Source organism: Brevundimonas sp. NPDC007368 (genome assembly GCF_042869015.1).
GTDB lineage: Bacteria > Pseudomonadota > Alphaproteobacteria > Caulobacterales > Caulobacteraceae > Brevundimonas.
Window position 1 is genome coordinate 176,140 of record NZ_JBIAFA010000006.1, and the last position, 19,211, is coordinate 195,350.

Annotated in this window: 21 protein-coding genes; 8 read left to right on the plus strand and 13 right to left on the minus strand. The window is 68.6% G+C overall.

Annotated elements, in window-relative coordinates; translation table 11 throughout:
- The first annotated feature begins 120 nt into the window (after window positions 1–120).
- Together ACFYLW_RS14325 and xth are read left to right on the plus strand one after the other, a co-directional pair.
- Window positions 121–756 carry an outer membrane lipoprotein carrier protein LolA gene (locus ACFYLW_RS14325; RefSeq protein ID WP_292084817.1) on the plus strand — a complete coding sequence of 212 codons (636 nt, stop codon included), beginning with the start codon at window positions 121–123 and terminating at the stop codon, window positions 754–756.
- A 232-nt stretch (window positions 757–988) separates the two neighbouring features.
- Window positions 989–1,792, plus strand: coding sequence for an exodeoxyribonuclease III (xth, locus tag ACFYLW_RS14330; RefSeq protein ID WP_312065902.1), 804 nt, complete (start codon window positions 989–991; stop codon window positions 1,790–1,792).
- Between the two features lie 16 nt (window positions 1,793–1,808).
- Here xth and ACFYLW_RS14335 read toward each other — a convergent pair whose 3' ends face one another.
- Window positions 1,809–3,242 carry an SLC13 family permease gene (locus ACFYLW_RS14335; RefSeq protein ID WP_312065904.1) on the minus strand — a complete coding sequence of 478 codons (1,434 nt, stop codon included), beginning with the start codon at window positions 3,240–3,242 and terminating at the stop codon, window positions 1,809–1,811.
- A gap of 95 nt (window positions 3,243–3,337) precedes the next feature.
- On the opposite strand from ACFYLW_RS14335, the gene ACFYLW_RS14340 reads away from it, so the two are divergent.
- Window positions 3,338–4,255, plus strand: coding sequence for a hypothetical protein (locus tag ACFYLW_RS14340; protein WP_312065906.1), 918 nt, complete (start codon window positions 3,338–3,340; stop codon window positions 4,253–4,255).
- A gap of 23 nt (window positions 4,256–4,278) precedes the next feature.
- Here the strand turns inward: ACFYLW_RS14340 and ACFYLW_RS14345 are convergent, their stop codons facing one another.
- The 4 genes from ACFYLW_RS14345 to ACFYLW_RS14360 all read right to left on the minus strand — a co-directional run bounded on the left by ACFYLW_RS14345 (window position 4,279) and on the right by ACFYLW_RS14360 (window position 6,899).
- Entirely contained in the window at window positions 4,279–4,401 is a 123-nt protein-coding gene (locus ACFYLW_RS14345; protein WP_312065908.1) for a hypothetical protein, read from the minus strand.
- A gap of 100 nt (window positions 4,402–4,501) precedes the next feature.
- A complete protein-coding gene (gene gcvA / locus ACFYLW_RS14350; protein WP_312065910.1) occupies window positions 4,502–5,425 on the minus strand; it encodes a transcriptional regulator GcvA in 924 nt (307 codons plus the stop codon).
- Window positions 5,426–5,443: 18 nt separating this feature from the next.
- A complete protein-coding gene (locus ACFYLW_RS14355) occupies window positions 5,444–6,130 on the minus strand; it encodes a response regulator transcription factor (protein ID WP_114818220.1) in 687 nt (228 codons plus the stop codon).
- Between the two features lie 58 nt (window positions 6,131–6,188).
- Window positions 6,189–6,899, minus strand: a complete 711-nt coding sequence (locus ACFYLW_RS14360) for a YggS family pyridoxal phosphate-dependent enzyme (protein WP_313471851.1) — start codon at window positions 6,897–6,899, stop codon at window positions 6,189–6,191.
- On the opposite strand from ACFYLW_RS14360, the gene ACFYLW_RS14365 reads away from it, so the two are divergent.
- Complete coding sequence (locus tag ACFYLW_RS14365) at window positions 6,898–7,539, plus strand: thiamine phosphate synthase (RefSeq protein ID WP_312065914.1); 642 nt, start codon at window positions 6,898–6,900, stop codon at window positions 7,537–7,539. The two genes, ACFYLW_RS14360 and ACFYLW_RS14365, sit on opposite strands and share 2 nt — an antisense overlap.
- Window positions 7,540–7,551: 12 nt before the next feature.
- Here ACFYLW_RS14365 and ACFYLW_RS14370 read toward each other — a convergent pair whose 3' ends face one another.
- A complete protein-coding gene (locus tag ACFYLW_RS14370; protein WP_292084827.1) occupies window positions 7,552–7,947 on the minus strand; it encodes an NtrZ family periplasmic regulatory protein in 396 nt (131 codons plus the stop codon).
- Window positions 7,948–8,277: 330 nt separating this feature from the next.
- Here ACFYLW_RS14370 and ACFYLW_RS14375 point away from each other — a divergent pair, with 330 nt between their 5' ends.
- From ACFYLW_RS14375 to holA, 4 genes are all read left to right on the plus strand, one after another.
- Complete coding sequence (locus ACFYLW_RS14375) at window positions 8,278–8,724, plus strand: DUF3576 domain-containing protein (RefSeq protein ID WP_292084829.1); 447 nt, start codon at window positions 8,278–8,280, stop codon at window positions 8,722–8,724.
- Between the two features lie 85 nt (window positions 8,725–8,809).
- Entirely contained in the window at window positions 8,810–11,392 is a 2,583-nt protein-coding gene (gene leuS, locus ACFYLW_RS14380; RefSeq protein WP_312065102.1) for a leucine--tRNA ligase, read from the plus strand.
- Entirely contained in the window at window positions 11,392–11,874 is a 483-nt protein-coding gene (gene lptE, locus ACFYLW_RS14385; RefSeq protein WP_312065101.1) for an LPS assembly lipoprotein LptE, read from the plus strand. Before leuS ends, lptE begins: the two co-directional genes overlap by 1 nt.
- A gap of 37 nt (window positions 11,875–11,911) precedes the next feature.
- Window positions 11,912–12,964, plus strand: coding sequence for a DNA polymerase III subunit delta (gene holA, locus ACFYLW_RS14390; RefSeq protein WP_312065100.1), 1,053 nt, complete (start codon window positions 11,912–11,914; stop codon window positions 12,962–12,964).
- A 65-nt stretch (window positions 12,965–13,029) separates the two neighbouring features.
- Here the strand turns inward: holA and ACFYLW_RS14395 are convergent, their stop codons facing one another.
- The 7 genes from ACFYLW_RS14395 to ACFYLW_RS14425 form a co-directional block, all read right to left on the minus strand.
- Window positions 13,030–13,218, minus strand: coding sequence for a hypothetical protein (locus tag ACFYLW_RS14395; protein WP_292084835.1), 189 nt, complete (start codon window positions 13,216–13,218; stop codon window positions 13,030–13,032).
- A 36-nt stretch (window positions 13,219–13,254) separates the two neighbouring features.
- Entirely contained in the window at window positions 13,255–14,139 is an 885-nt protein-coding gene (locus ACFYLW_RS14400) for a ParB/RepB/Spo0J family partition protein (protein WP_312065099.1), read from the minus strand.
- 39 nt (window positions 14,140–14,178) lie between these two features.
- Window positions 14,179–15,000: a ParA family protein gene (locus tag ACFYLW_RS14405; RefSeq protein WP_312065098.1), complete on the minus strand. Its 822-nt coding sequence runs from the start codon at window positions 14,998–15,000 to the stop codon at window positions 14,179–14,181.
- Window positions 14,990–15,610: a 16S rRNA (guanine(527)-N(7))-methyltransferase RsmG gene (gene rsmG / locus ACFYLW_RS14410; protein WP_312065097.1), complete on the minus strand. Its 621-nt coding sequence runs from the start codon at window positions 15,608–15,610 to the stop codon at window positions 14,990–14,992. Before rsmG ends, ACFYLW_RS14405 begins: the two co-directional genes overlap by 11 nt.
- A complete protein-coding gene (mnmG, locus tag ACFYLW_RS14415) occupies window positions 15,610–17,505 on the minus strand; it encodes a tRNA uridine-5-carboxymethylaminomethyl(34) synthesis enzyme MnmG (protein ID WP_312065096.1) in 1,896 nt (631 codons plus the stop codon). Before mnmG ends, rsmG begins: the two co-directional genes overlap by 1 nt.
- 81 nt (window positions 17,506–17,586) lie before the next feature.
- Window positions 17,587–18,921 carry a tRNA uridine-5-carboxymethylaminomethyl(34) synthesis GTPase MnmE gene (gene mnmE, locus ACFYLW_RS14420; protein ID WP_312065095.1) on the minus strand — a complete coding sequence of 445 codons (1,335 nt, stop codon included), beginning with the start codon at window positions 18,919–18,921 and terminating at the stop codon, window positions 17,587–17,589.
- Window positions 18,922–18,925: 4 nt separating this feature from the next.
- On the minus strand, window positions 18,926–19,165 hold the full coding sequence (locus tag ACFYLW_RS14425) for a DUF6489 family protein (protein ID WP_105564219.1): 240 nt from the start codon (window positions 19,163–19,165) through the stop codon (window positions 18,926–18,928).
- Window positions 19,166–19,211 lie beyond the last annotated feature (46 nt).

Genomic DNA, 19,211 nt, shown 5'->3' on the forward strand with positions numbered 1-19,211 from the left:
AAACAATGAACACCGCTTCATCGGGCCGCCGAAATATGGTCAGGCTGGCGTCATGGGGTCGCCGTCTGCCTGCGGCTTGATGACCATCCGATCACCATCCCGAACGGGAGAAGACAAGACATGACCCTTTCACGCCGCGCCTTCGGCTTCAGCGCCGCCGCCTTGGCGATCATCGCCGCCGCGCCCGCCTCGGCCCAGTCCAACCTGTCGGCCGAAGATCAGGCCACCCTGCGTCAGGCCCAGGCCTATCTGACCGCCCTGACGGCGGCGCAGGGCAACTTCGTCGAGACCGGCCCCGGCGGCCAGCAGCGCTCCGGCAAGTTCTGGCTGCAGCGTCCCGGCAAGATGCGTTTCGAATACAGCGAGCCGGCGGGCCTGCTGGTCGTGGCCGACGGCAACAACGTCAAGCGCTACGACCCGCGCCTCAACGTCTTCCGCCAGGTGCCGCTGCGGGCCACCCCGCTGTCGACCTTCCTGGCGCGCGAAGTCCGGCTGGATCAGGGCGTGCGCGTCGACCGCGTCACCCGCATGGCGTCGGGCGCCTTCGCCATCACCGCCCGCGACGCCTCCAAGCCCAACGAGGGCTCGGTCATCCTGGCCTTCGCCGGGTCGCCCCTGCGCCTGCAGGAATGGACCATCACCGACGCGCAAGGGTCGCGCACCCGCATCCAGCTGACCTCGCTGCAGCCCGCCTCGGGCCTGGCCGCCAGCCTGTTCCAGCTGCGCGATCCCACGCGCCGCCCCAGCCGCAACTAGGCGTCGCAACCAGAGCGGAGCGTCGCAGGAACGGCACAACCTTGACTCATTTTCTTGATTTGACTTTTTTCGTTCGTGTGACATTCTGACCACAGAACGGCGGCGGCCGTTCTGTCCGCCATGGAATCATCCCCTCCCGGCGGCGAGAGAGACGAACTGAACAGCGCCCGGACCCGTTCCGGGCGCTTTTTTCATGGCCCATCCGCGCTTTTGGCCGTGCTAAGGCCGGGCCATGACCCTTCGCATCGTCACCTGGAACATCAACTCGGTCCGTCTGCGCGTCGACCAGATCGCCCGCTTCGTCGCCGAATACGCGCCCGACGTCCTGTGTCTGCAGGAGATCAAATGCACCGAGGACCAGTTCCCGCGAGAAGCCTTTGAGCAGATGGGCCTGCCCTATCTGAAGATCCGCGGCCAGAAGGGCTGGCACGGCGTGGCCATCGCCAGCAAGCTGCCCATCCTCGACGGCGAAGGCCCTGCGCTCGACGTTTGTCGCGAAGGTCACGGCCGCTGCGTCTCGGGCCTGATCGGCGGGGTCGAGGTGCAGAACTTCTACATCCCGGCCGGCGGCGACATTCCCGACCGCCAGCTGAACCCGAAGTTCGATCACAAGATGGACTTCTATGAGCGGCTGACCGCAGAGATGAAGACCCGCGACCGGCAGCGGCCCCTGGTCCTGGCCGGCGACTTCAACATCGCGCCGGGCGACAACGACGTCTTCAATCACAAGTTCATGCTCAAGGTCGTCAGCCATACGCCGGGCGAGATCGAGACCCTGCGCCGCCTGCAGGACGCCGGCGGCTTTGCGGATGTCGTGCGCGACCAGATCCCGGACCCGGTCAAGCTGGCCAGCTGGTGGAGCTATCGCGCCAAGGACTTCCGGGTGTCGAACCGGGGCCTGCGGCTGGACCATCTGTGGACCTCGCCGGGCCTGACGCCCGCCGTGGTCAAGGGCAGCGCCCGCATTCTGGACACGGTGCGCGAATGGGAACGGCCCAGCGACCACGCTCCGGTCGTGATGGATCTGGACGTCTGACGCCGCAACACCGGCCCTAGAACGGGAAAAAGATGGGGATGGCGATCATGGCCGCCGCCCAGGTGATCAGGTTCAGGGGCAGACCGACCCGCACGAAATCCAGGTAGCTGTAGCCGGCCATCTGATAGACCAGCACATTGGTCTGATAGCCGAAGGGGGTGGCGAAGGCGGCCGAGGCGGCCATCATCACCGCCACCAGGAAGGGGCGCGGATCGACCCCCAGGCTCTCGGCCAGGGCCACCGCGATCGGGGTCACCAGCACCGCCACCGTGGCGTTGGACAGAAGCTCGGTCGCGAACAGGGTCACGCCGTAGAGGACGATCAGGGCGCCCAGCGGCCCGAACGGACGGATCACCTTGATCAGCAGGCCCGCGCCCTGGGCGGCCAGACCCGTCACCTCGATGGCCGTGCCGACCACCACCATGCCGGCGATCAGCAGCAGGATGTCGGGCTTCAGCCCCGAATAGGCTTCGTCCGGCGTCAGCACCCCCAGCAGGATCAGGGCCACCGCCCCGGCGAAGGCGGCCGCCGCGATGGGCGCGATCCCCAGCCCCGCCGCCGCCACCACCAGGACAAAGACCGTCAGGGCGATCAGCGCCCGCTTCCATTGCAGGGGACGGTCGGCCGAGGCGTACATCTCGACGTCGCCCAGGTGGGCGTCGCCGGTGCCGTCGCGCTGGTTGCGGCTTTCCCCCAAATGCAGCAAGGATGGCCAGGCGAAGGGCAGGCGCCAGCGACCGAGACGCAGCCGACGTCCGCCCGCCTGAGCTTCCGCCAAGGCCAAGGCCTCGGCCTGCTGACGCTCACGTTCAGCCTCGGCCTCTTCCTCAGCCGTGGCCGAGCGGCCCAGTTGTCGGGCGCCAAAGAAGTAGAGCCACAACCCGCCGACCAGGGCGATGACCAGGCCCACGGGCGTGATCTCGAACAGGCTGAACACCGGCTGTCCCGCATTGCGCGCCATGTCGTTGACCAGCAGGTTGGTCGAGGTGCCGATCAGGGTCAGAAGACCGCCCAGGACGGTCACATGGCTGAGCGGCATCAGGAAACGCTTGGGCGACAGCTTCAGCGACCTGGCCATGTCGCGCACCACGGGCGCGGCCAGAACCACCACCGGCGTATTGTTCAGAAAGCCGCCGACCGAGCCGCACAGGCCGATCACCGCCCAGATGCCGACCGCGCCGAAACGTCGACACAGGGCTGTGGCCTTGCGGATCATCAGGCCCAGCAGGCCCGAAAGCTCGATGGCGTAGGCGATGACGAACAGCCCGGCCAGGGCGATGACCGCGGGGCTGGCGAAGGCGCTCTGGACCTCGACCGGGCGCACCACGCCGAGCAGCAGCAGCGCCGCCGCCCCGCTGAGGGCCACCACGTCGGACCGCATCCGCCCGTGGATCATCACCCCGACCACGGCGACCAGGACAATGAGTGCGATGATCTGATCCAGCGTCACGCGCGCGCGGACCCTCCCCGGCCCTCGCCCCCGCTGCGGATGCCGGTCGTTCGGCTGGGGGCGCCCTTCAGCGTTTCTCGTGTTAGGCTGGTTCCATGCCGATCACAACGACCCGTCTCGTCGCGCCCGTCGCTGTCCTCGCCGCCCTGCCGCTGCTGGTCTGGTGTCAGCGCCCCCCCGAGCCCGAGCCAGCGGCGGCGCCCCCCGCCCCTTCACCCGCGCCGACGGTCGTGATCGACTCCACCTTGAACCGCGCCGCCTTTCTGGCCGCCCTGACCGAGGCCGGTTCGGCCCTGGCCGAGGGCCGTGACCGCGACGCCGCCCTGAGCGGCCGCACCGTGTCGGTTCGCCTGCCCTTCGGCTGCGGCGGGATGATCCGCGACGCCGGCTCTGCGGTGCCCGGCCTGCCCCGCCTGATCCGCAACCCCGACGGCGGCCTGACCCTGACGGTCACGCCCGAAGACCTGAAGGCCAGGGTTCTGGCCAGCGGCGCCGGGCCCGCGCTGGAAGCGGGTCTGGATCAATGGGAGGCTGTCGAAGGCTTCTGGATCGCACGGCCATGGAGCGGGCTGGACGCCTGCCCCGCGACAGCGACTGCGACGCCTGTCGTTGCGCCCGCAATGCAGCCCGACGCGGCCAAGGTCGAAGCCGAGGCGTCAAAATCCGCCAAGCCCGGCGAGACGCCGCCGCCGCCTGTGGTGGTCCCGCCGGAACGCACGGCGGGGCTGGCGGCCGTTATCGAAGCCGACGGCTCACGCCTGGGCCGACGCCAGGGTCAGGCCTACGCCCATGTCATTCGGGGAGAAAAGGGCGCAGCAGCCACGCCGGCGCCGGGCGGGTATGCGCTGCGACTGGAGGGACGGCTGACGACCTTCGCCGACGGCAAGGCCGTGAAGTGCGCCCAGAAGGACGCCGAGAGCCGGCCGGTCTGCGTCGCCGCGCTGCGGCTGGACCGGCTGGCCTTCGAGGATGGAGCCACGGGCGCCCTTCTCAGCGAATGGCGCCCGCGTTGAGCTGAACTCAGCCCGGCTCGGTTTTAGGCGGCGCCGAGCAGCTTGGCGCCGGCCAGAACGCTCAGCAGGATCAGGGTGACGCTGCCGGTGAAGACGACGACGGCTTCAAACGACAGGCCGTGGGCGCGGGGATGCACGAGTTTCATGATGAGGTTCCTTGTCGGCGGGGAGATCCGAACCCCTCGAACATGGACCCTCGCGCCCCTGTGGACAAACCACGGTTAGGCTAGGTCGCGTGAGTTCCGATCACCCGACAGGATCGACGTGGGCCTCGGCCTCGATCCAGTTGAGGAAGCGCCGCAGCTTGGGCTCGTCGGCGCGCTCAGGCAGGACCACGGCCCAATAGGCCAGGTTGTTGGTCAGGGCGTGATCGACGGGCTGGATCAGTCGCCCTTCCTTGAGGTCGTCCGCCGCCAGGGGCGCCGAGGTCAGGGCCACGCCGCGGCCCGACAGGGCGGCCTCCAGCGCCAGATGGCTGTGGCTGAAGACGGGGCCGCGCAGGTTGTGGACGCGCGGATCGACCACGCCGGCGCTTTCGAACCAGGCCTTCCAACCCATGCGGTCCGAATAGGGCATGTCGTGCCAGCTTTCGTGGATCAGAACCGCGTCCAGCAGGTCCGCCGGGGTGTTGACCTTGCGCGCCGCCGCCAGCGACGGGGCGCAGACCGGGATCAGGCGTTCGCTCATCAACCGACGCGCCGTCTGGCCGGGATAGGGCCCTTCGCCGTAACGCAGGGCCACGTCGGCCTCGCCGTTGGACAGGTCGGCGATGCGGTCTTCGGCGAAGACGATCAGATCCAGGTCGGGATTGTCCTCGCTGAAACGGTGCAGGCGCGGCGACAGCCACTTGCCCGCCAGCGACGGCAGGGCCGAGATCCGCAGTTGGCGGGAACGCCCAGGGCGCACGGCCTCCAGCGCGCTTTCCAGCCGCTCGAAGGCGTCGGCCACGCCCTGGGCCAGACGGCGCCCGTCGGCGGTCAGGACCACGGAACGGTTGAAGCGGTCGAACAGGCGCAGGCCCAGCCGCATCTCCAGCGCCTTGATGTGGCGACTGACGGCGCCGGGGGTGACGCCCAACTCCTCGGCGGCCTCTCGGAAGCTGCCCAGGCGGGCGGCGGCGTCGAAGGCCCGAAGCGCCACCAGAGGCGGGGTCGGACGACGCTCGCTCATCAGTTCGTCAGGCCAAGGTCAGGGCTGCAGGCGGTAGCCGCCCGCGTCGGTCAGCAGCAGGCGCGCCTGGCCCGGCTCGGGCTCGATCTTCTGACGCAGTCGATAGATGTGGGTTTCCAGGGTGTGGGTGGTGACCCCGGCGTTGTAGCCCCAGACCTCGGTCAGCAGCTCCTCACGCGACACGGGCTTGGCCCCGGCGCGATAGAGGTACTTGAGGATGTTGGTTTCCTTCTCGGTCAGCCGGACCTTCTTGCCCTTGTCGTCCAGCATCATCTTCGAGGCCGGACGGAACTCGTAGGGACCGATCTGGAAGACGGCGTCCTCGGACTGCTCGTGGCTGCGCAGGTGGGCGCGGATGCGGGCCAGCAGGACCGCGAAACGGAAGGGCTTGGTGACGTAGTCGTTTGCGCCCGAGTCGAGGCCGAGGATGGCGTCGGAGTCCGACGACTGGGCCGTCAGCATGATGACCGGGGTCGAGACGCCCGCCTTGCGGATCAGACGACAGGCCTCGCGGCCGTCCATGTCGGGCAGGTCGACGTCCAGCAGGATCAGGTCGGCACGGACCTCGCGCGCCTGACGCACCCCGTCGGTTGCGGTCGAGGCCTGGACGGGACGAAACTCCTCGTGCAGGGCCAGTTGCTCGGCCAACGCCTCGCGCAGGTCGTCGTCGTCGTCGATGATCAGGATCGTCTTGGGGGTCGCCATGTCTAGAGAATGGCGAGGCTTGAGGGGTTCGCCAAGGGTGCTCCGCTATTTCATCGCTTTAAGAGGGCTTTAGGAGCGTATTTCGTTCCCCGAACAGGGCCGAACCGACCCGGACATGGGTCGCGCCGAGGCGAATGGCGGTTTCATAGTCGCCGCTCATGCCCATCGACAGGACCGACAGGCCGTTTCGGGCGGCGATTTCGGCCAGCATCCTGAAATGCGGTTCGGGCGCTTCGTCGGCGGGCGGGATGCACATCAGGCCCTCCACGCTCAGGCCGTGGACGTCACGCGCGGCGGCGATCAGGGCGTCGGCGTCGTCCGGCAGCACCCCCGCCTTCTGCGGTTCGGCGCCGGTGTTGACCTGGACCAGGACGCGGGGGCGTCGGCCCGTCTTGGCCATGGCGGCGGCCAGAGCGGCGGCCAGCTTGTCGCGGTCCAGGGTCTCGATGACGTCGAAGACTTCAACCGCCTCGACCGCCTTGTTGGTCTGCAGCGGGCCGATCAGGCGCAGTTCCAGATCGGGAAGGGCGGCGCGGCGCCCGGCCCAGTGGCTTTGCGCCTCCTGCACCCGGTTCTCGCCGAAGACGCGCTGGCCGGTCGCCAGGGCCGCGTCCAACGCCTCGGAGCCTTGCGTCTTGGACACGGCGGTCAGGATCACGGAGGCCGGGTCGCGGCCCGCCTCGACGCAGGCCTGAACGATGCGTTCCCGCACGGCGGCGAAACGATCATGGATGGACGGAACGGCGGAAGCGGGATTAGAGGCGGTCATGACCCTGTCCGAGGACGCGCGCACGCTGTGGCAGACGGCGACGGCTCTAGCCCGTGCGGCGGCGGCTGTCAGCCCGCCGAAACGTCCCCTGCCCCCGTTGCTCTTCTTCACCGACCCGACGCGAACGCCCCGGCCTTGGGAAACGGCGGCCCGCCTGCCTGCCGGGGCCGGCGTCGTCTTCCGCCATTTCGGCGCGGCGGACGCGCTGGAAACCGGCCTGCGGCTGCGGGCGGCGACCAGGGAGGCGGGCGTGCGTCTGCTGGTCGGGCTGGACGCTGATCTGGCGGAGCGGATCGGCGCCGACGGGGTGCATTTGCCGGAACGGGCGCTGTCAGCGGCCTACGCCCTGTCGGGACGCCGTCCCGACTGGCTTCTGACCGGAGCGGCGCATTCGATTGAGACCGTAAAGGGCGCGCGCGATCTGGACGCCCTGGTGCTGTCGCCCGTCTTCCCGGCGGGCGGCGCCTCGGCCGGCAAGCCCGCGCTGGGAATCGACGGCTTCAAGGCTCTGGCGGCGCTCGCCCCCTGCCCCGCCTACGCCCTGGGCGGGATCAGCGCGGCCAATGCCGCTGATTTGCTGGAATTGGGCGCGTACGGCATCGCCGGCGTGGACGCCGTGCAGACCGCTTTCAGGTCCTAGAGCCGGACCCGATCAGAACTTGAAGATGGTTTCCAGACGGACGCGCGGCGCGGCGCGGCGGTCGGCGGCGCTTTCAGGGGCGCGGGCCGGGTCGACCTCGGGCGAAGCCAGGTTGGCGGCGGCGCCGACGCGCAGGCGCGGGCTGAGGCGATAATAGGCGCCCGCCTCGACATCGCCCCAGTCAGTCTCGCGGCCGACAGGCTGATTCAGGTTGAAGTTCAGGCCCCAGCGGCCGCTGTCGTTCCAGCGCAGGCCGCGGCGTGGCGGCGTCGCGGTCGAATGCGGGGTCTGGGCGGCTTCGGTCAGGGACACGGCCGGAGCCCGGCGGGCCTGGGCCGAGGCGTCATGAGCCGTCCCGGCGATAGCCAGGGCGCCCACAGTCGCAGCGATGATCGCAACGAAACGCATCTTCCAACCCTTGAGACCGGCTTGAACGCCGATCCTTGTTTCCTGAACCCGAGCCGAAGCTCGAGACCACAGCGATTAGACACCGCCGGTCCACCCGGTCAACGAAACGTAGTCATCCACAGGTCGTTCCGCACGACTCTTGCGAGTCCTGTGGCGCTGACACCACGCCAATAAGTCGACTTAGCGCCCCTTGAACACGGGTTCGCCTTGTCATCGCCCCTTTCGCCCGTGTTATAGAGCGTAGCTGCGGCGCAGACGTGCGCGGATTTTACGGGCGCGCGCCCGGGGTTCGCACCACGCTTGGCCACGAACCTTTACGGAGACCTCGGAATGGCATTTGTTCGCGGCGCTGCGGTCGCCCTGATCGCGTCGGGACTGCTGCTGGGCGGCTGCTCCAGCCTGCCTTTCGTCGGCGGCAAGGATAAGGCCCCCAAGGCCGACGCCCAGCTCGGCATCGGCGTGAACGCCTACCTGTGGCGCGCCACCCTGGACACCCTGTCCTTCATGCCCCTGACCAACGCCGACCCGTGGGGCGGCGTGGTGAATTACGACTGGTACGTCAATCCGCAGGCGCCGAACGAGCGCTTCAAGGCCACCGTCTTCATCCTGGATCGTCGCCTGCGCGCCGACGCCCTGAACGTGTCGGTGACCAAGGAAGTCAAGGACGCCGCCGGCGCCTGGACCGCCGCCCCGGTCGCGGCCCAGACGGAAACCGATCTGGAAAACGCCATCCTGACCAAGGCGCGCCAACTTAATCTCGCCAACGCGGCTCGCTAAGAGCCCCCTCTCCGCTTTCGCTCCCCAACGCAGACCTCAGGGCCGCCTCAAGCTTCGCGCCTGAGGCGATACCTCAGGATACGCCGTGGCCACTCGTTACGAGCCCAAGACCGCCGAACCCCGCCAGCAGGCCCGCTGGGCGGCCGCTGACGCCTTCTCCGTGTCCAACGACGACACCGGCCGTCCGAAGTACTACGTGCTTGAGATGTTCCCCTACCCCTCGGGCAACATCCACATGGGCCACGCCCGCAACTATGTGATGGGCGACGTGGTGGCGCGTCACAAGCGGGCGCAGGGCTTCGACGTCCTGCATCCGATGGGCTGGGACGCCTTCGGGATGCCGGCCGAGAACGCGGCCATGGAGCGCGGCGTCCACCCCGGCGACTGGACCTGGTCCAACATCGCCGCCATGCGCGACCAGCTGAAGCTGCTGGGCCTGTCCCTGGACTGGAGCCGCGAGTTCGCCACCTGCGATCCGGCCTATTACGGCAAGCAGCAGGCCTGGTTCCTGGAACTGTACAAACGCGGCCTGGTCTATCGCAAGGATGGCGTGGTCAACTGGGATCCGGTCGACAACACGGTCCTGGCCAATGAACAGGTCATCGACGGGCGCGGCTGGCGCTCGGGCGCCCTGGTCGAGAAGCGCAAGCTGAACCAGTGGTTTCTGCGCATTACTCAGTACGCGGATGATCTGATCGACGGCCTGTCCGAGCTGGAAGGCCGCTGGCCCGACAAGGTCCGTCTGATGCAGGAAAACTGGATCGGCCGATCCAAGGGTCTGCAGATGAAGTGGGCCTTCGCGTCCGGCGCCGCGCCCGCCGGTCATGAGGCGGTCGAGGTCTACACCACCCGTCCCGACACCCTGTTCGGCGCCAGTTTCGTCGGCCTGGCCCCCGACCATCCGATCTCCAAGCAACTGGCCGAGGCCAATCCCGAGATCGCCGCCTTCGTCGCCGAATGCCGCAAGGGCGGCGCTTCGCAGGCCGAGATTGAACAGGCCGAAAAGATCGGCTGGGACACCGGTCTGAAGGTCGTCCATCCCTTCACCGGGGCCGAGATCCCGGTCTGGATCGCCAACTTCATCCTGTCGGAGTACGGCACGGGCGCCGTCTTCGCCTGCCCGGCCCACGACCAGCGCGACCTCGACTTCGCCCGCAAGTACGACCTGCCGGTGATCCCGGTCGTCCGTCCCGAAGGCGCCGGCGACGACTTCGCCGTGACCAATGAGGCCTATACCGGCCCCGGCTCCATCTTCCATTCGGACTTCCTGAACTGCCTGGATATCGAGGCCGCCAAGGCCGAGGCCATCGCCCGCATCGAGGCGGCGGGTCAGGGCGAGGCCAAGACCATCTATCGCCTGCGCGACTGGGGCGTCAGCCGCCAGCGCTACTGGGGCTGCCCCATCCCCATCATCCACTGCGAGACCTGCGGTCCGGTGGCGGTTCCCGCCGACCAGCTGCCGGTCGAGCTGCCCAAGGACGTGACCTTCGACGTGCCCGGCAATCCGCTGGACCGCCACCCGACCTGGAAACACGTCGCCTGCCCGACCTGCGGCGGCGAAGCCCGTCGCGAGACCGACACGCTCGACACCTTCGTCGATTCCAGCTGGTACTTCGCCCGTTTCGCCGATCCCAAGGCTGAGGCCCCGATCAACAAGGCCGCCGCCTCGAAATGGCTGCCGGTCGATCAGTATATCGGCGGCATCGAGCACGCGGTCCTGCACCTGCTCTACGCCCGCTTCATCACCCGCGCCCTGTCGGATGCGGGCCTGATGGACGTGAAGGAGCCGTTCGCCGGTCTGTTCACGCAGGGCATGGTGGTCCACGAGACCTATTTCGAGGGCCATGAGGCCAGCGGCAAGCCGCGCTGGATCGAGCCCTCGGACGTGCGCATCGAGACGGTGGACGGCCAGCGCGTCGCCACCCGCCTGTCCAACGGCGCCGCCCTGACCATCGGCGACATCGAGAAGATGTCCAAGTCCAAGAAGAACGTGGTCGCGCCCCAGGACATCATCGAGGCCTATGGCGTCGACGCTGGCCGCCTGTTCGTCCTGTCCGACAGCCCGCCCGAGCGCGACGTGCAATGGTCGGCCGGCGGCGTCGAGGGCGCGAGCCGCTTCGTCCAGCGCGTCTGGACCGAGTTCGACGGCTTCGACCCAGCGTCCCCCGCCAATCCCGACGTGGACGCCAGCCTGATCCGCGAGACGCACAAGACCATCAAGGCCGTCAGCGAGGGCGTTGAAGGCTTCCGCTTCAACTCGGCCATCGCCAAGCTCTACGCCTTCCTGGCGACCGTTCGCCAACACGACAAGGCCGGGGCCGAGGCGAAGAAGACCGCGCTCAGCACGCTTGCCCGTCTGATCGCGCCGTTCACGCCTCACCTGGCCGAAGAAGCCTGGGCGCGCCTGGGCGAAGAGGGCATGGTTCTGGACGCCCCCTGGCCCGTGTTTGACGCGGCCCTAGCCGCCGACGACGAAGTGACCCTGCCCGTCCAGATCGGCGGCAAGCGTCGCGGCGAGGTCGTCCTGCCGCGCGGCTCGGACAATGCGACGGTTGAAGCCGCCGCTCTCGCCAATCCGACGGTTCAGGCCTACCTTGCCGCCAACAACCTCAGCGTCCGCAAGGTGATCGTGGTGCCCGACCGTATCGTCAATCTGGTGGCCGGCTGATGCGTCGCGCCCTCGCCCTCATCGCCGTCGCGGGCGCAACCCTGCTTTCGGGCTGCGGCTTCACGCCGATGTATGGTGAAATGGGCGTGGGCGCGGGCCTGTCGCGCATCGCCGTGACCACGCCGGAAAATCGTCTGGGATACCGACTGCGCGAGCAGCTGGAGGACGCCTTCGGCCGCGACGGCTCGGCCCAGCCCCTCTATCGTCTGACGACCGAGGTCCAGCAGGAACGGCGCCCCCTGGGCCGGCGCATCGACGACACAGCCAGCCGCTATGAGCTGACGGTCAAGGCCGACTGGACCCTGACCCCGGTCAGCGGGGGCGCTCCGGTCAAGGGATCTCAGACCACCACCACCACCTACGCGGCCGCCGATCAGCCCTATGCCGCCATCGCCGCCCAGCAGGATGGCGAGGACCGCGCCGCCGCCGATCTGGCGCGCCTGATCCGGCTGGACATGATGCGCGCCCTGGCGGGCCAGTGAGGCCTGTTCTGAAGGGCCTAGCCGAGGGAGTGGCCGCGTGATCCTGGCCAAGCGGCCCGAGGTCGACCGCTTCCTGAGGTCGCCGGACGCCGGCATCCGCGCCGCCGTCATCCACGGCAAGGACCGCTCGGGCGTATCCGAGCGTGCCCTGACCCTGTGCAAGGCCATCACGCCCGACCTGAACGACCCGTTCAACGTCACCTTCCTGACCGAGGCCGACATCGACGGCGATGCGGTCAAGCTGGAGGAGGCCCTGACGGCGCTGTCCATGATCGGCGGGCGCCGCCTGGTGCGCATCCGCCTGTCGGACGGCAAGGCCGGGGTCGACAAGGCCATAGCCGCCGCCCTGACGGTCCACGCCGAGGGCGGCTACAATCCCGAGGCCATGCTGGTCGTCGAGGCCGGGGCGCTCGGCCGTGAATCCGCCCTGCGCAAGGCCGCCGAGAAGTCGTCCGGCGCCGTCGGCATCGCCTGCTACGAGGACGAGGTCGGCGACGTGGCCCGGATGACGCGCGAGGCCCTGGGCGCCGACAAGGTGGGCCTGACCGCCGACGCCCTGGAGCGTTTTGTCGGCCGCCTGCCCCGCGAACGCGGCCTGATGCGTCAGGAGATCGAGCGTCTGGTCCTCTATATCGGCCCCGGTTCCGGCCGGACCATCGACACGCCCGAACTGGAAGACCATCTGGGCGTCGAGCCTGACGCCTCCCTGTCCGACGCCGCCCTTCAGGCCTTCGGCGGACGCCCCGCGCCGGCCCAGTCGGGTCTGCGCCGCGCCCTGGCCGAGGGCGAAAGCGCCGTCATGGCCGTGCGCATGGCCGCCATCCACCTGGGCAAGCTGCGCCGGATCAATGTGCTTCTGGCCTCCGGCGCCGGTCCCAAGGAGGCGGCCAAGGCCGCCGGCGTCTTCTGGAAACAGGAGGCCGAGATCCTGCGTCAGGTCCGCGCCTGGCGGCTAGAATTGCTCGACGAGGTGCAGGACAGCGTCAACACGGCCGACGTCGCCACCAAGACCACGGGCCTGCCCGAGGCCCTGATCGCAGAGCGCCTGCTGCTGGAAATCGCCGCCCGCGCCAGGCGCATCGGGCTTTAATCAAACGCCTGTTTTCTTCTCACCCAAGGGAAGAAGGGAGCCGTCACTAGGCTAGGCCTTCTAAATCAGCCCCGCTTCGACGCCTTGCGGAAGGCGGGCTTGTTCGCCGCCGCAGCCTGACGCTGCATCACCTTTTCCGCCCCGCGCGCCCCGCCCTTGGTCCCGGCCGGTCCCGCCTGGGTCCCGGCCTTCTTGGCCGCAAGGGCGCGTTTCAGGGCTTCGGTGGCGCTGGTCTTGTCGGTCGGTTCAGTCATGGCCGCACCCTAGCACGACCTGACCCAAAAGGCCCGTCAGCCGCGCATCAGGCGACGGCACAGGTCGTCGAGCTGTTCCAGGGTGCCGTATTTGATGGTGATCTCGCCCTTGCCGCCCTTGTCGCTCAGCAGGACCTTGAGGCCCAGGGCGTCGGCCAGGTCCTGCTCCAGGGCGGCGACGTCGGCGGCGCCCTCCCCGCTCAGCGCCGGCTTGGCCTTGGACGGCTTCGGTCCCTCGGCGGCGCGGCGGGCCAGGGCCTCGGTCTGACGCACGTTCAGGCCCTTGGACAGGACCTGTTCGGCCAGGGCCTCGGGGTTGGGGGCCGTGATCAGGGCGCGGGCGTGGCCGGCCGAGAGCCGGTTCTCCATGACGTGGTCCAGCACGCTGTCGGGCAGTTGCAGCAGGCGGATCGTATTGGCCACATGGCTGCGGCTCTTGCCCACCACGCCGGCCAGGGCGTCCTGGGTGCGGCCGAAGCGCGACATCAGCGAGCCGTAGGCCAGGGCCTCCTCGACCGGGTTCAGGTCGGCGCGCTGGACGTTTTCGATGATGGCCACCTCCATCACCTCCACGTCGTCCATGGCCCGTTCGATGATCGGCACGGCCTTGAGGCGCGCCGCCTGGGCCGCGCGCCAGCGACGTTCGCCGGCGATGATCTGCCACATGCCGTCCTCGCCCGGCTGGGGGCGGACCAGGATGGGCTGCAGCACCCCCTTGTCGCGGATCGAGGCGGTCAGCTCTTCCAGGTTCTCGGCGCTGAAGTATTTGCGGGGCTGGTCGGGGTTGGGCTTCAGGCTCTCGATCGGCACGGCGCGCACGCCCGTCGGCTGAGCGCCGCCGTCCACCGGCGCGCTCTCGGCGACGTTTTCTCCCAGAAGGGCCGACAGGCCGCGACCCAGACCACGTTGACGTTCGGACAAGATGCTGATTCCGTTCTACTTAATCGGGAAAGCCGCCGATCAGGCGGCGAGCGCCTGACGACGCTGGCGTTCACGGGCCACAAGTTCGCGCGCCAGCTTCAGATAGGCCTGGCTGCCGGTGCATTTCAGATCATAGATCAGCACCGGCTTGCCGAAGGACGGCGCCTCGGACACCCGCACATTGCGGGGGATGACGCTGTCATAGACCTTGTCGCCGAAGTGGGCGCGCACGTCGGCCGCCACCTGGCCCGACAGGGCGTTGCGGCGGTCGTACATGGTCAGGACCAGGCCCTGGATCTCCAGCGCCGGATTGAGGCTCTGCTTGACCATGTCGATGGTCCGCATCAGCTGGGTCAGGCCCTCCAGGGCGAAGAACTCGCACTGCAGCGGCACCAGAACCGCATCGGCGGCGGCCATGGCGTTCAGCGTCAGCAGGTTCAACGACGGGGGGCAGTCGATCAGCACATAGTCATACCGGGAATGACCCTCCCCGCCCTGCGCCGCCAGGGCGTCGCGCAGACGATAGGAGCGGCGATCCGCCTGGCTCAGTTCGATCTCGACGCCCGACATGTCGGCGTCGGCGGGAACGATGAACAGGCCCGGCACGGCGGTTTCCACCGCCGACAGGTCGATGGGGCGGCCGTCGACGATGACGTCATAGATCGTCGCTCGGCGTGTTTCACGTGGAACACCCAGACCCGTCGAGGCATTGCCCTGCGGGTCCATGTCGACGATCAGCACCTTTTCGCCGATGGCGGCCAGGGCGGTGCCCAGGTTGATGGCGGTCGTGGTCTTGCCCACCCCGCCCTTCTGGTTCGAGACCGCCAGGACGCGAGTTTGTTTCTGGTGATCAACGGGCACGGCGCAGACTCCGGACAGAAACGATACGGCCGCGCGGGTCGCTGCGCGAGACGGAAAGGTCGCTCTCAAAATGCCAGAGCTTGGCCGCGTCTTTCAACTCGACTTCGGCCTTCTCGCCCTTCAGAAACAGGCCTTGTGCACCGCGTTGGAAGTAGGGTTGTGCATAACCCAGCAATTTCTCCATCGCCGCCACGGCTCGCGCGGTGACAATCTCGACCTCGACCCTCTGCTCCTCGGCCCGGCCGTTGATCACCGTGGCCGGCAGATCAAGGGCGTCGACGATGGTCTGCAGGAAGCGGCAACGCTTGCCCAGGCTGTCGATCAGCCAGACATGGGCCCCCGGCCGCCCCTTCAGCAGGATGGCCAGGACCACGCCCGGGAAGCCGGCGCCGGCCCCGAGATCGGCCCAGGTCTTCGCCTCGGGCGCCAGGCTCAGCAACTGGGCGCTGTCCCAGGCGTGGCGGTTCCAGAAGTCGGGGATGGTGTCCGGACCAACGAGGTTCATCACCTCATTGGCCTCGGTCAGCATGACGAGGAAGGTCTGCAAGTCGACGATATTGGCGTCGGTGGCGCCCGTCTGGGCGCGGAAGGTCTCAATAGCGTCTGACATCAGGCGACGACCGCCGCCAGATCGGCGTCCACGCCCCTGACCTTCTTCACATGGGCCAGAAGCGCCGTCAGCGCCCCCGGGGTCATGCCCTCGATGCGCCCGGCCTGCCCCAGGGTCAGGGGCCGGATCAGAGCCAGCTTCTCGCGCACTTCATTCGACAGGGCGCCAATGGCGGCATAGTCGAGGTCAGCAGGAAGCGACAGCCCCTCCTCCCGGCGCAGAGCCTCGGCATCCTGGACCTGGCGATCCAGATAACCGGCGTAGACGGCGTCGATCTCGATCTGCTCGCGCACAGCCGGCGCCCAATCAGCGATCTCGGGCCGGACGGCGACGAACTGATCCAGGGCCACATTCGGGAAGGACAGCAGGTCGCGGATCGAACGACGCTGGCCGTCGGCGTTGACGGTGATGCCCAGGGCGCCCGCCTCCTTGGGCGTGAACCGTGTTTCACGTGAAACACGGTTCGCCCGGTCCAACTGCTCGGCCTTGTCCAGCCATACTTTCGCGCGATCTGCGCCGACGATCCCGGCCGCAATGCCGACCGGCGTCAGCCGCTGATCAGCGTTGTCGGCCCGAAGCGTCAGGCGGTACTCGGCCCGGCTGGTGAACATGCGATAGGGCTCGGTGACCCCGCGGGTCACCAGGTCGTCGATCATGACCCCGATATAGGCCTGGTCGCGGCCTAGGATAATCGGATCCGAACCGGCGGCGGCGCGGGCGGCGTTCAGCCCGGCGATCAGGCCTTGCGCCCCCGCCTCCTCATAACCGGTCGTGCCGTTGATCTGGCCGGCCAGATAGAGGCCGGGCCGTTTCTTGACCTCCAGCGCCGGGGTCAGTTCGCGCGGATCGACATAGTCGTATTCTATGGCGTAGCCGAACCGGAAGACCTCGACCGCTTCCAGGCCGGGCATCGTCTTCAGAAATGCAAGTTGCGTGGCGTCCGACACCGAGGTCGAGATGCCGTTGGGATAGACGGTCGGGTCGTCCAGACCCTCGGGCTCCAGGAAGACCTGGTGGCTGGTCTTGTCGGCGAAACGGACCACCTTGTCCTCGATCGACGGGCAGTAACGCGGGCCGCGCCCCGACAGCTTGCCGCCATAGACGGCGCTTTCGCCCAGATTTTCGGCGATGATGCGGTGGGTTTCTTCGGTCGTATGGGTGACGCCGCAGGCGATCTGCGGCACCTCGATCTTGTCGGTCAGGAAGCTGAAAGGCACGGGCTCGTCGTCCGCCGCCTGCATCTCCAACCGCTCCCAGGCGATGGTCCGGCCGTCCAGACGCGCGGGCGTGCCGGTCTTCAGACGGCCCATCATCAGGCCCGCGCCATAGAGGTCGGCGGCCAAACCCGTCGACGGCGCCTCACCGAAGCGACCGGCGGCGATCCGCTCCTCGCCGCGATGGATGACGCCGTTGAGGAAGGTGCCGGTCGTCAGAACCACGGCTCCGGCGCGCAGCTCAATCCCCTCCCCGGTCGTCACCCCGACCACGCGGTCGCCGTTCAGGATCAGGGCCTCGGCCGTGCCCGCCATCAAGGTCAGGTTCGGCGTCTGGGCCAGCTCGGCCTGCATGGCCTCACGATACAGACGACGGTCGATCTGGCTACGCGGGCCGCGTACGGCGGCGCCCTTGGAACGGTTCAGCAGACGGAACTGGATGCCCGAGACGTCGGCCAGACGCCCCATGACGCCGTCCAGGGCGTCGATCTCGCGCACCAGATGGCCCTTGCCCAGACCGCCGATGGCCGGGTTGCAGCTCATCTCGCCGACGGTTTCCAGCTTCTGGGTCAGCAGCAGGGTGCGGGCGCCGGCCCGCGCCGAGGCGGCCGCGGCCTCACAGCCGGCGTGTCCGCCGCCGATGACGATGACGTCGAAGGTGTTGGAGGGGGAGGAAGTCATGGCCGAGGACATAGTCCATCCAGCCCGATATCGCCACAGCCCCGACACCGATGTTTCACGTGAAACACCGAAGTTCTGTGGCTATTTACCGATGCAGAAGGTGGAGAAGACCTCGCCCAGGATGTCCTCGACCCCGATGGCGCCGGTGACGCGGGCCAGGGCGTCCGCCGCCCGGCGCAGGTCGTCGCCCGCCATTTCCGGCGCCAAGTCGAGCGCGCGGCGCCCGGCCTCGACCGCCGCCAGGGCCTCGACCAGACGGCGCCGATGGCGCTCGCGCGTCACCGCCGGGAAGTCGGCGCCCGACAGGTCGCGAGCGAGCCGAGCGGCGATCCAGTCGTGCAGTTCGGACAGCCCCTGCCCGGTTGTGGTGCTGATGGACAGGGCTTCGAGGCGGTCGTCGGGCGCGGCGGCGCCGAGGTCGGCCTTGTTGAGAATCTGCAGGTCGTCGGCCCACGCAAACGCGGCGGCGGGATCATCCCCCTGCCCCCCATCCTGCCCCACGCCGGGCGCCCGGACCCAGAGGCGCAGATCCGCTTCCTGCGCCCGCAGCCGCGCCCGGCGGATGCCCTCGGCCTCGACCAGGTCGTCGCTATCGCGCAGACCGGCGGTGTCGGACAGGGTGACGGCGTAGCCGCCGATCATCAGTTCGGCGTCGAGGACGTCGCGGGTGGTGCCGGCGATAGGGGTGACGATAGCCGCCTCGCGCGCCGTCAGGGCGTTGAACAGCGACGACTTGCCCGCATTGGTCTCGCCGATCAGGACGATGCGATAGCCCTCGCGCACCCGCCGTCCCCGATCGGAATCCGCCAAGGCGGCGCGCAGATCGGCGGCCAGCTGGTCCAGAACCGGACCGGCGGTGCGCGCCAGATTGTCGGGCACTTCCTCGTCGGGGAAGTCGATCTCGGCCTCGACCAAGGACAGGGCCTTCAGCAGATCACGGCGGAATCCGGCGTAGGCGGCGCTGAGGGCGCCGTCGAGCTGGCCGAGAGCCTGGGTCTTCTGGGCGGTCGTCTCGGCGTCGATCAGGTCGGCCACGGCCTCGGCCTGGGCCAGGTCCATGCGGCCGTTCTGGAAGGCGCGACGGGTGAACTCGCCCGGTTCGGCGGGGCGAACGTCCAGGGCGATCAGGGCGCGGCTGGCGGCCTCGATCACAGCGCGACCGCCGTGCAGATGCAGTTCGGCCGAGTCCTCTCCGGTGTAGGAATTGGGTCCCGGGAAGCGCAGGACCAGGGCCTGATCCACCATCTCGCCGTCGTGGCAAAGCGTCCGCAGCGACGCCAGACGCGGCGTCAGCCCCCCTGCCCCCAGAGCGGCCAGGGCGCCGTCCACGCCCGGCCCGGACAGGCGCAGGATGGCGATGGCGCCCCGCCCCGGCGGAGTGGCCAGGGCGAAGATGGTGTCGGTGTTGGAACTCAAGTCGTCAGCCCTTGGGCGCGCCCGTGACGGCGGCTTCCATCAGACGACGGAACTGGTCCTGGGCCTGAACGCCGAAGCTGGTCCAGGTCTTCATCAGTTCGTCGGGCTGCATGGCCGCCATGTTCGCGTCCATCCGCTTCTGCATCTCGGCGACCAGATGGTCGTTGAGCGGCGTCACATCCGGCAGGCCGAGGAAGGCGCGGGCCTCGGCCGGGGTGCAGTCGATCTCGATGTTCAGCTTCATAACGCCCTCGCGTGTTTCACGTGAAACATGCCCTCAAGCAGCCGCC